Genomic DNA, 12,005 nt, shown 5'->3' with positions numbered 1-12,005 from the left:
CCATCCTCCTCTCTGTTTTGAACATGTCCTTCATGCATACAGATCAAGGACTGCGCGACGCGCCAGCCTCACCCACTACGAAGCTGCGATCATAGGCTTGCGTAACATCAAGATGAGCCGGGATGATCCCGAGCTCGAAATAAAGATCGGCCACCTTCTGGTGTACGGCAATATCTTGATCCTCGACCGCTTGTGTCACGACAACCTTCATCCGCTCAATAGTTTTCAGCGCCACCTCATAGGATACACCCGTGTCATCGGCATAGACACGCGCATAATCAGGAATATGGGAATCGGCCCAGGCATGGGCGCGCTGCACCCGCGCGATGAAATCGAGAAGCTGAGCCCGTTTCGTGGCAATCGCGCGATCGCTCGCAACGCCGCATAGGACTTCATCGATAATGCCTTGCGAGGAGAGAATGACGCGCGCATGATCATTGAGTTCAGCGGCGGCAATAAAGGGATCCCATATCGCCCAGGCATCGACACTGCCGGATGCCAAGGCAGCCTTGGCATCCGCCACCGTCAGATTGATGAGATGGGTCTCTGATAAGGGAATGCCTGCCTGTTTGAAGGCCGCCGCGACGAGAAGATGAGCGGGCGAGCCACGCACCAGAGCGATCTTCTTGGCCTTCAGATCAGCAAGTTTGTGAATGGAGGACTTTTCGGGCACGATGAGCGCCGCGCCAAATCCATGAAAACGCCAGACATTGATGGTCTTGATCGGCGCATGACCCGCAAGTGCGAAAGTAGCGGTTGCATCACCGACATAGCCGAAATCGAGCGCATTGGCGGCTATCGCTTCGACCAAGGGGGCGCCGACGGGGAAAATCGACCATTCGAGCCGATAGGGTATCTGGTCCAATTCACCGGCGACCTTCAAAAGCGCCTTGATCGCGCCACGTTGATCACCAATGCGCAGGACCGGCCGATCCTCGGCCAAAACCGCATGGGAAAACACTGAACCTATGCAAATGACACTAAGCACAAGCAGCAAGGCGCGGCGAAAACGGCTTGCACAAGATGAATGCGACAGTTTCCAGAAAGCCATGCGCGCGATCCATTCTCTCTTGCCAGGTCTCTCTCGCCAAGCCACCTTATGGCCGGACATTATCGCATGAGATTATTATAGATCATAATTTCCATCAATTAAGTTACGTAACATATCACCTCGATAAAAAGTAACGGATGAGATCTCCGTCACCCGCCCCCGCCCATTAAGGCCGGTCTGCAAAATTTACGAAATTATGAGTGAGAGTGCTCGTCAGGACATAGCGCCGGATGTCCTACCCTTCTCGATCGGCGGGGAACAGGATCCGCCTGTGCCAATCAGGCCTTGCCGCCGCCAAGACACGCGCCTTCCTCGATTTCGTCATGGAAGCTTTTCGGCACAAATGGCTGGCGAAGCGTTCCGCTGGCAGCCTCGGCTGAGCCAGAAAATAATTCCATACCAACCGGAATAAAACGATTGACAAGGATGGGCGCTCAAGGCACCCTGCTTTTATACCGGTCGGTAGTTAACCTTTGGCGCGGGATGCGCCACGGCGAAAATCGGATCGGATCGGCCAATCATTTTTCATGCCGTAGCGGGAGCCTCATTGTCCCCAACCAGGCATGTCAGCGGGCACGGCTCATGACCATTCAGCAAGAAGCATCGATCGACGGGCTCGAGCGACGGGTTCTGCGTGACCCCGCGCTGCCGCGCAGCGAGGGCGCCAGCAAGACTTCAAGGAGAACTTCGGCTCTGCTCGCCGTTCTTGTCCTGGGCGGTGGCGCGCTTGCCTATGTTTATTACAAATCCCAGAGCAGCGCCCCGGCTTTAGCGGCTCCGCCCGCGCCAACGGTCACAGTGAGCCATCCGCTGCAAAAGACGCTTGCCCCCACGACCGGCTTCCTCGGGCAATTATCGGCCATCGATTTCGTCGAGATCCGGGCGCAGGTTTCGGGCTATCTCACTGAATATCATTTCAAGGACGGCCAGAACGTCCATAAAGGCGATCTTCTCTTCGTCATCGATCCGCGCCCCTATCAAATCCAATATGAGCAGGCGAAAGCGTCCTATCGCACGGCTGTCGCCCAACTCGATCTCGCGAACCAGGAAATCTGGCGCGCGCAGGAATTGAAGCGGCGTGAATATGCCACCACGCAAACGGTCGATCAGAGAAACCAGCAGCAACGTGGCGCCCAGGCCGCGGTCGATCAAGCTCAGGCCGCCGTTCACGCGGCGGAACTCAATCTGGAATTCACGCGGATCACCGCCCCCTTCGATGGCAAGATCAGCTCCCGCCGCGTCTCGGTCGGCAGCCTCATCAATGGCGGCGCCGGCGGAGGGGCGACTGGCGGCACCAACCTCCTCACCACTCTCGTTTCGCTCGATCCGATCTATCTCGATTTCGACATGAGCGAGAACGATTACCGCGCCTATCAACACGCCGCCAAGGCTCAAGGCTCGGATACGTTGGCCCCCACGATCGATGTCATTCTCGATGATGAAGAAGGCACGATTTACAAGGGCCAGCTCACCTTTCTAGACAATGCTGTCGAGCGCTCGAGCGGTACTTTGCGCGCGCGTGCCACCATCCCCAATCCCGATCTCGCCCTCACTCCCGGCCAGTTTGCCCGTCTGCGCGTGCCGATCGGCACCCCCAAGCCCATGCTGCTCGTGCCCGCCGCCGCTCTTGGCGCCGATCAATCGCGTGAAATCGTGATGACGGTCGCCGATGACAAAAGCGTCGTCCCCAAAGTGGTGAAGACCGGCCCCCTCGTCGATGGTTTGCGCGTGATCAACGAGGGTCTTGCCCCCAACGATCAAGTGATCATCAACGGCCTCATCCGCGCGCGTCCCGGCTCCAAGGTTACCGCCGTGCCCGGCACGATCGAAGCCGCAGCGAAATTGTAACGCCATCGGTCATCAAGAATAACCGACAGGGCACTCTCGAATTTTTGCTTATGCTTAAAAAGTAACAATTCGAGAAAGAAATTCACGCTCGCTATCTGCGACCATTGGTACGAGGGCGACCCATGCGTTTGTCCCATTTCTTCATCGACCGCCCGATTTTCGCGACGGTTCTGAGCCTGTTCATCACCATCATCGGGCTTGGCGCCTATTTCACTTTGCCCGTCGCTGAATATCCCGAGATCGTGCCGCCGACGGTGCAGATCACCGCGACCTATCCCGGCGCCTCGGCGGATGTTGTCAGCCGCACGGTCGCGACACCGCTCGAACAACAGATCAACGGCGTCGAAAACATGCTCTATATGAGCAGCCAGGCGACCGGCGACGGCAAGCTCGTCATCACCATCACCTTCAAGATCGGCACCAATCTCGACACCGCCCAGGTCCTGACCCAGAACCGTGTCTCCATCGCTCTGCCGCGCCTGCCGCAAGAGGTGCAAAGGCTCGGCGTGACAGTGCGCAAAACCACCCCGGACATTCTGATCCTCGTCCATCTCTTTTCTCCGGATGGCTCGCGTGATCAGCTCTATATGTCGAACTATGCCACGCTCCATGTTCGCGACGTGCTGTCGCGACTTGAAGGCATTGGCGATGTGCAAGTGTTCGGCAGCCGCGATTATTCGATGCGGATCTGGCTCGATCCCGACAAGGTCGCGGCCTATGGCCTGACCGCCGGCGAGGTCGTCTCCGCCTTGCAGGCACAGAATGTCCAGGTCTCAGCCGGCATTCTCAACCAACCGCCGCTGCCCTCCGCGGCCGCGTTCCAATTGAATGTGCAGACGCTGGGCCGGCTGACAAAGCCGGAGGAATTCGCCGAGATCATCATCAAATCGGATGAACAAGGCCGTTTGACACGTGTGAAGGACGTGGGCCGGGTCGAGGTCGGCGCCCAGGATTACGGCGCCAATGGCTTCCTCGACGGACGCAATGCCGTGCCGATTCCTGTCTATCAGCAGCCCGGTTCCAACGCGCTGGAAACCGCGAACCGCGTCCGCGCCACCATGGATGAACTTGCTCGCGATTTCCCGCCCGGGCTCGCTTACGATGTCGTCTATGATCCGACACGCTTCATCGAACAATCCGTGCATGAAGTTCTGCATACGATCATCGAGGCTATCGCGCTTGTTGTCGTGGTCGTCATTCTCTTCCTGCAAACCTGGCGGGCCTCGATCATTCCGATCGTCGCCATTCCGATTTCCTTGATCGGCACTTTCGCCATTCTCGCCGCACTCGGTTTCTCGCTGAACAATCTGTCCTTGTTCGGTCTCGTCCTCGCGGTTGGCATCGTGGTCGATGATGCCATTGTCGTGGTCGAAAATGTCGAGCGCAATTTGCAAAAGGGGCTATCCCCGCGCGAGGCCGCGCACCTGACCATGGATGAAGTCGGTGGCGCTTTGATCGCCATCGCCTTGACGCTCTGCGCCGTGTTCATTCCCTCGGCCTTCATTTCCGGCATCAGCGGCGCCTTCTTCCGGCAATTCGCTGTGACCATTGCGGCCTCGACAATCATCTCCTGCCTCGTCTCGCTGACCTTGAGCCCGGCGCTTTGCGCGCTTCTCCTGCGTCCGCATACACAAGAGCATGACCATCATGCCAAGGGTTTTGGACCCGCGCGGCTGATTCAGGGCTTTTTCAACCTTTTCAATCGCGGCTTCGACTGGCTTTCCAACACTTATGGCCGCGCGACATCACGCTTGATCCGCCTCTCGGCCATGGTGCTGATCGTCTATGCCGGCTTGATCGGCCTCACCGGCTGGCAGTTCAGCCGCGCGCCGACCGGCTTCGTGCCGGAGCAGGATCAAGGCTATCTCATCAATATTCTGCAACTGCCGCCAGGCGCTTCCCTCGATCGCACAGAAGCGGTTTTGCGCCAGGCGACTGACCTGATCCTTGCAACCCCCGGCGTCGCCCATGTCGTGCCCTTCTCGGCGCTCGATGCGACGACCTTCACCAATGCGTCCAATGCCGGCACCATTTTCGCCGTGCTCGATCCTTTCGAGGAGCGGCACGCCAAGGGGCAGACGGGCGTCGCCATTCTCGCGGAACTGCGCCAGAAACTGGCCGCGGTCCAGGACGCCTTCATCCTCTCGATCGCGCCGCCGCCTGTCCAGGGCATCGGCACCGCCGGCGGCTTCAAGCTCATGGTGCAGGATCGCCAGGGCCTGGGTTCGGCGGCGCTCGAGGCCGCCGCCCAGGATCTGGTCGCCGCCGCCAATCAATCGCCTGCCTTTGCCGGCGTCTTCACTTTGTTCAATACGCGCACACCGTCTGTCTATGCCGATATCGATCGCGCCAAGGCGCAAAAGGTCGGCGTCACGCCGGAGCGGGTTTTCGAGGCGCTGCAAGTCTATCTGGGCTCTGCCTATATCAATGATTTCAATTATCTCGGCCGTACCTACGAAGTCATCGCCCAGGCCGATGGACGCTTCCGCCGCGATATCGACGATATTGCCCGGCTGCGCACCCGCAATGCCCAAGGGGCCATGGTGCCGATTGGCACGGTCGCCACATTCAAGCCGCAGACAGCCCCCTATCGCGTGCCGCGTTACAATCTGTTCCCCAATGCGGAAATCATGGGCGCGGCGGCTCCAGGCGTTTCCACCGGCACCGCTCTCGCAACCATAGAGCGTCTGGCACAAGAGCATTTGCCTGCAGGCTTTGGCTATGAATGGACGGAAATCGCCTATCAGCAGAAAGTGGCTGGCACTTCGACCTTGCTGATTTTCGGCGCCTCGATCCTGTTCGTCTTTCTCGTGCTTGCTGCGCAATATGAAAGCTGGAAGCTGCCGCTCTCGGTCATTCTCATCGTGCCCATGTGTCTGCTTGCCGCCGTCACGGGATTGATGATGCGCGGCATGGCGATCGATATTCTGGCGCAGATCGGCTTTGTCGTTCTCGTTGGATTGGCCGCGAAAAACGCCATTCTGATCGTCGAATTCGCCAAACAGGCGGAAGATGATGGCGCCACAACAAAAGACGCCGCGGTTCAGGCGGCGCGGACACGATTACGGCCGATTCTGATGACCTCGCTCGCCTTCATCCTCGGTGTGTTGCCCCTGGTGATGGCGAGCGGCGCCGGCGCGGAAATGCGCCAATCGCTCGGCACCGCCGTCTTCTTCGGCATGTTGGGCGTGACCTTCTTCGGCCTTATCTTCACGCCCATCTTCTATGTCGCGGCGCGCCGGCTCTCCTCTCCCTTCGGGCACGGCAAAGCGCGGCAGGAGGCCGTGGCCAGCGCCAGCGCAGCGGAGTAAACTGGTCACGGCCTTTTCATACCTTCGACCCGGTGACTTGAGACCGGGTCAGGCATTACAAAGAGAATGCGATGAAGCTATGCATTTATCGCATAACGATCAGGCGAAAAGGAGGCATGCTGAACGAAGCATGCGAAAATAATGGGACGCCCTCGGGAATTCGATCTCGACGAGGCCCTCGACCGGGCGCTCGCCCTGTTCTGGCGCAACGGCTATGAGGGGACCTCTCTCGCCGATCTGACGGAGGCGCTCGGCATTACCAAGCCGAGCCTCTATGCCGCCTTCGGCAACAAGGAAGAATTGTTCCGCAAGGCGCTGGACCGCTATTATCAAACCTATATGCGTTTCATCGCCAAGGCTTTGGCTGAACCCAAGGCACGCCTTGTCGTCGAAACCTTGCTGGATGGTTATGTGAAAATCGCCACAGGCCAGCAAACACCGGCGGGGTCTCTCGGCATCAATGGCGCACTGGTCTGTTCCGAGGCGAGTGAATCGATCCGCAAGGAATTGACCGCACGCCGCGTCTTGGATGAAACCCTGCTCCGCCAACGTCTTGGCCGCGCGCGTGATGAGGGTGATTTCCCCATGGCGGTCGATCCCGCTGCCTTCGCCCGTTTCGTCATGACGCTGGCCATTGGTCTTTGCGTGCAAGCGATGGCTGGCGTCACGCGCAAGGATTTACAGGAGGTCGTGGCGACGGCGCTGCATGCCTGGCCGAGTTGATGGTCCGTTGCGATCACGCGCTCTGCGGCGACCTTGGTTCCAAGATCTGGCGGCGGTGTTCGATGGCATGGCGTGTATGATCGATGGCAACGGAAAAAGCGCTCGACCCGCCTGTATCCACGGCATGCTGGGTCAGAAGCGATGCCACGATTTGGTTGAATTCCTTCTCCAAGGCATCAAGCCCTGCCAGCTCGGCACTCGCGGCTTGATCGGCGATTTCGATCAGCCGGGTGATTTGTTGCATGGCAGCGTCGGATTTTTGACTGCTCAGCCGCCCGCTGATAATGGCAAACGCAGAGCCGAGCACGCTCGCAATCATGGTCCCAATATAAATATAGCTCTGAAACTCCTCGAAAAAGCTTTGCTCTCCGCTGCTCAGATAAGCGGTGACACCTGGATGAATAGGCAAGATCGGGCTTTTACTATCGGGATCGGGCGCTTCGATTTCATTGGCGAGAGGGCTTAGAGCCATGAGTTTGGCCTTTGTCGCGAAGATCGATCGGGCAAGGGCCCCGGCCACGACATTGAGCATCGTATCTGGAACGACAAACCGATAAGTGACAGCGAGCGTCGTCACCTGATCATTCGGCGTTGCTGGTTTGGCTCTGAAAGCGCCGGCTGGAACATCAAGCGATTCGAAGCCGGGAAACCGTTTGGCGATGGCTTCCGCCTCGTCAATGGCAAGAATGCCCGGCGTGCCCTTGGTTGCCCTGGCGATCGCGGAGACGGCATCAACCACTTCCCCCGGACCAACAGGGCCAATGGCCAGAACCGCATTGACACGCTTTTGTTGAACGGCCTCGCCGATCTCCTCCCGTGCGAGGAAAACCCGTTTCACGGCTGTAGGCGAAATATTATAGTAACTTAATATTGTATCGAGAGCTTGCGCATTATTCTCCTGAATGAACCCTTGCGGGATACCGACCGTCTTGCCGTAGAGCTTTGTGATCGTGTCGATGGGGGATTTTGGCGGCAGGACGAAGGCGACGGCGGCGCGTCGCAGAATCGCGATGGTCATTCCATTCGCGGGCGGGGATACATCACTGCGGACAATGGCAAGGTTGACTTGATGATCCTCGATCGCCTTGGAACTGGCCGCCAGATCCGGAACCGGGACGAGCGTGAACTGAATCCGCGGATGCTCGCTTGTCGTCACTTTGACGAAAGCCTGCATGAAAGCGTCCGCGGCACTCCCGGCGGGTCCGGTCGTGACGTACAAGGTCGCATGCGGTTTCAGGAAATAGACGGCGGCCACAATCGACGCGACCAGCAGCAAGCCAATGGCGACCGACCCCGCCAACAGCCAGGACCATCGCGATCCGAACATCTGGCCCGCCTCCCTCAGCAAGACCACGTCAGGTCATCACGACAGCACCTTGCCCGCCGTTCCCAGCAAAAGCAAGGACATTGAGATCTGCCGCGCCGCGCCTGAAAACGCATGATCCGGCAGCGAGGTTGCCAAGGATTAAAGAGAATGCGCCGGCTGCATTGATTTATTTTGGTTTATTGAGGGCGGCGGCGCCGCACGCCCGGCCAAATTGATCGTTCACCCGACAACATCAAACCGAAAAGCGGGCACCCGCTTTTCGGTTTGATGCGTTCATGAAAATTTGGAGCGCCTCTCCCGTTTCCGATTCAACAAGCGATGCTCGCCATGACGGAGACTCATGCTGAAAAGCATTCAGCCTCAATTGGGACCGCTATTGCCAATGTCCAGATTATCATTGGTGGCGGAGCCTTCGCCAGCCCGATAAGGGTGCGTCCCAGTGGCCGAATGATCGCTCATGCCATCCGGCGCGACATAGATAGGAGCCGCATGATGATGCCGCGCATGCGGCTCGTGCTGGGATTTCGCCCAGCCGGCGCTGGTCAGGCCAGCCGAAACCATTGCCGCCAGGATGAGGGATTTTCCCAAAGTCATGTCTTGCTCCTTTTTCTTTTATGACAGTTTGATGACTGTTCAATGACAAAATAGGAGCCTTGAATTCAGGTGCAAGATAGTGCGGGTGTCACCGTTTCGTGAGCCCCAAAGATGAGAGGTTTCGTCTCGAAAAGGGCAAGGATGGATCGAGAGGGAGCTTTTGCGGCTTTTTGGCCAGATTTTGTGGTTCTCTTTGCGAGCCAGAGACGCGTCGATTATTCCGATTTGCCAGCCTGCCCGCGCTCGAAGGCAAGAGTGAATCCAATGACAAGGCCGAGCAGGATCATCGGCACGATCAGCGGATAATCGCTGCGCGCCACGATAAGCGCCGCGCTCACGGCGCCAATGGCATAGGAAACCCAAGCCATGCCCGGCAGAGCACTTTCCGCCCAATGCACGCCCTTGCCTTGCCTGGGAGCGCCGCAGAGATGTTCCGCGCAATAATCCACGAAGGCTTTCGCGCATTTCAGAAGATTATTGGTGATGACGATCGTTTGCAAAGCAACGCCAGAAAAGCGGGAAATGGTTTCGCCCTGCATCGCCGCCGCCATGGCGAGAAGCACCAATTCCCATCGCAGCGAGACATTTTGCGCGAGACGCAGGACTTGCGCGACCAGAAGCAAAAGCGCCATCAAGAGAAGTTCAAGAACAGGCGGCTGCATCATGCGCCGGATGATGCTCGAAACAATGCCGCCGCAAAAGAAGGCCACAAGCACAAGACCGATGGTGGTGACAATATGCCAGTTGCCGCGCGCGAGCTCGATTCCGAGCTGCGCCGTATTGCCCGTCATAGCGCCTGTATAGATGCTAAGATCGAGATAGCCGATGACATCGATGTATCCGGCGACTATGCCGAGAAGGGTGACTTGTTTGAAGGCGATGACGAAACTATGAGGCTGGTTTGTTGTGGATAGGCAGATTGTGTGACTCTCCTATTCTCTGTAAAGATAGATATTTGATAAGGGCTTTATATCCTTTGATCTAATTTAGATTCCAAAAGAATCACAGCCGTTACAAGAATTTCGGAGATTTCCGGTTAATCAACGTTAAGAATCTTCATATTGATTGCGGCTAGAATCTTAACGTTGATCTTGTATTTGCTGACGCATAAACAGAGAGACGCTATGAAACTTAAAGTAGTCCGGCCGCATCTTTCGATCCAGCCATTTGATGAGGTCGAACTTCCTGATTTAACTATCCTCGTCGGCCTGAACGGTAGTGGAAAGAGCCATTTGCTGCAAGCAATCGAGATTGGAGCAGCAGAGACGGACTTATTTCCTTCCCTTCCTGGGTTCCATGCTGGTCACCCAGCCACAATTCCTCCTGGGTCAATCGTCCGCATCGAAAACTCATTTATTACTGCTGATATTTTTTCTGGGGCTGTTCTTAGCTCGATCGCGGGTGGCCATAATCCAAATCACCAATTGAATCACCGACTCTTGAATTTTGATATCCTCCGGAAGACTGTGCTCGCAGACAGTCTCTCAAATCTCGAAAATGCACTTGGATGCCCTATATCATCCTATCTGAGTTCCGAAGAAGATCCTTGGCAATTCGGTTACGACGCGATCCTCACAAAAGCCGGAATAACTGTTGGATCGCGCAAAGCATTGGAAATAAAGGAAGCTTTTGACGATGCGCAATCAAAACTGACGATCCATTTGACACAACCCGGACATCCATTAGATGCCGATCTACATGCGCTGCGGTTGCTGGTGAAAGACGTAGCAGAGATTCTTAGGATTTCGCCGCTCGAGGTTACAAAGATGCAAGTACTCAGCCGCAATTGCTGGGGTGGTTTCAGCATTTTCGAACCACAGATTTCGTTGGTCATCGCTCGCTATCGTGATGCCATGGCACAAAACGATCTCTATACATGTGCAGACCGACGCAACGGGACTTCAAATGGACTCAGCGACAATGCGTTCAGGGAACACTATGGACATCCGCCCTGGGAGCTAGTATCCGAATTTATTCAAAGCTTTGGGCTTGCCTACCGCGTAACAGCGCCCGCTCTCGAGCTTTCCCAACCCTATACTTTTTCTCTTGAGCGGACAGACACTGGTGCTACGGTTCAGTTCGGTGCACTGTCGTCAGGCGAGAAGGTGTTGCTTCGATTTGCCCTTTCATTATTCCCGTTTGATCCATTGCGGATCAGCATCATCCGCCCGCGGCTTTTACTCCTTGATGAAATGGATGCATCGCTCCACCCTGAGATGGCGTACCGCTGGCTGAAAGGCATAAGCGATGGGTTAGTACAAAAACTAGGGATCAAGTGCATCCTCACGACACATTCGCCAACGACAGTCGCCCTCGCAGATGAGGAATCTCTTTTCCAAAAGGTTCCCGGAACATCCCAGCCACAAAAAATTTCGAAGCAGAAGGCCTTGAATGGGTTAACCTACGGCGTGCCGATACTCTCCATAGACTTTTCCGGGCGCCGCCAAGTTTTCGTCGAAAGCGATACAGATGCTGCAATATATGAAACTATCTATACCCTAATAAAAACCCGCCTAAATATGCCCCGTGAGTTGAATTTTATTTCAACCGGAATGAGGATCAAGGACAACAATGAAATCAACGCTGGATGCACCATTGTCACGAACATAGTTCAAAACTTGGCTGGGAAAGGCAACCAGTCAGTCTTTGGGCTCATCGATTGGGATGGCACAGCCACTCCAGATCAGCGTATCAAGGTACTGGCAAGCGGCACCCACTATACATTAGAGAATGTGCTTCTGGACCCTCTCCTGATCTCGTTTCTGTTAATCCGAGATGGCGCTCCAGCAGATAGGCAAGTCCGTTCATACTCAAACCTCGATACACTGAATGGGACGGAGCTACAGGCTCTCGCCGACACGGTCCAAGATGTCCTTGTACTGCCAGGCGACGATTCAAATAAGCGATTGAACACATACATTAGTGGCCAGAAGATTGAAGTCAAAAATAGCTACACAACGATGAGTGGACACGACCTCGAGACAATTCTCGCGGATAAATTCCCATCACTGAAGCGTTATACTAAAAACAGAGGACACCTTGTAAGGAAAATGGTAAACACTATTCTTCTTGACTACCCAGGCTTCTGCCCGGCTGTTATACGAGATATCTTTCAAGAGATTTCATCTGCTCATATTGAGTAAAAGCAGTG

Annotated in this window: 9 protein-coding genes; 5 read left to right on the top strand and 4 right to left on the bottom strand. The window is 56.0% G+C overall.

The features are described from left to right. Window positions 1-43: 43 nt before the first annotated feature. A complete protein-coding gene (locus BIND_RS04595; RefSeq protein ID WP_012383910.1) occupies window positions 44-1,051 on the bottom strand; it encodes an ABC transporter substrate-binding protein in 1,008 nt (335 codons plus the stop codon). 230 nt (window positions 1,052-1,281) lie between these two features. Here BIND_RS04595 and BIND_RS21775 point away from each other — a divergent pair, with 230 nt between their 5' ends. The 4 genes from BIND_RS21775 to BIND_RS04580 all read left to right on the top strand — a co-directional run bounded on the left by BIND_RS21775 (window position 1,282) and on the right by BIND_RS04580 (window position 6,933). After that, window positions 1,282-1,431 (top strand): hypothetical protein, encoded by a 150-nt coding sequence (locus tag BIND_RS21775; RefSeq protein WP_012383909.1) that lies wholly within the window; start codon window positions 1,282-1,284, stop codon window positions 1,429-1,431. Window positions 1,432-1,633: 202 nt separating this feature from the next. Continuing rightward, on the top strand, window positions 1,634-2,899 hold the full coding sequence (locus tag BIND_RS04590; RefSeq protein ID WP_158304355.1) for an efflux RND transporter periplasmic adaptor subunit: 1,266 nt from the start codon (window positions 1,634-1,636) through the stop codon (window positions 2,897-2,899). A gap of 122 nt (window positions 2,900-3,021) precedes the next feature. Beyond that, window positions 3,022-6,210 (top strand): efflux RND transporter permease subunit, encoded by a 3,189-nt coding sequence (locus tag BIND_RS04585; RefSeq protein ID WP_012383907.1) that lies wholly within the window; start codon window positions 3,022-3,024, stop codon window positions 6,208-6,210. A gap of 141 nt (window positions 6,211-6,351) precedes the next feature. Next, window positions 6,352-6,933: a TetR/AcrR family transcriptional regulator gene (locus BIND_RS04580; protein WP_012383906.1), complete on the top strand. Its 582-nt coding sequence runs from the start codon at window positions 6,352-6,354 to the stop codon at window positions 6,931-6,933. Window positions 6,934-6,946: 13 nt separating this feature from the next. On the opposite strand, the gene BIND_RS04575 is transcribed toward BIND_RS04580, so the two are convergent. From BIND_RS04575 to BIND_RS04565, 3 genes are all read right to left on the bottom strand, one after another. Further along, on the bottom strand, window positions 6,947-8,260 hold the full coding sequence (locus BIND_RS04575) for a TAXI family TRAP transporter solute-binding subunit (RefSeq protein WP_012383905.1): 1,314 nt from the start codon (window positions 8,258-8,260) through the stop codon (window positions 6,947-6,949). A 360-nt stretch (window positions 8,261-8,620) separates the two neighbouring features. Continuing rightward, window positions 8,621-8,854, bottom strand: a complete 234-nt coding sequence (locus tag BIND_RS04570; RefSeq protein ID WP_012383904.1) for a hypothetical protein — start codon at window positions 8,852-8,854, stop codon at window positions 8,621-8,623. Between the two features lie 215 nt (window positions 8,855-9,069). Continuing rightward, window positions 9,070-9,705, bottom strand: a complete 636-nt coding sequence (locus BIND_RS04565; RefSeq protein WP_280110006.1) for a YoaK family protein — start codon at window positions 9,703-9,705, stop codon at window positions 9,070-9,072. 273 nt (window positions 9,706-9,978) lie between these two features. Here BIND_RS04565 and BIND_RS04560 point away from each other — a divergent pair, with 273 nt between their 5' ends. Continuing rightward, window positions 9,979-11,997 carry an AAA family ATPase gene (locus BIND_RS04560; protein WP_012383902.1) on the top strand — a complete coding sequence of 673 codons (2,019 nt, stop codon included), beginning with the start codon at window positions 9,979-9,981 and terminating at the stop codon, window positions 11,995-11,997. Window positions 11,998-12,005 lie beyond the last annotated feature (8 nt).

It is taken from the genome of Beijerinckia indica subsp. indica ATCC 9039 (assembly GCF_000019845.1).
GTDB lineage: Bacteria > Pseudomonadota > Alphaproteobacteria > Rhizobiales > Beijerinckiaceae > Beijerinckia > Beijerinckia indica.
This window is presented reverse-complemented; position numbering and strand designations above follow the sequence as displayed.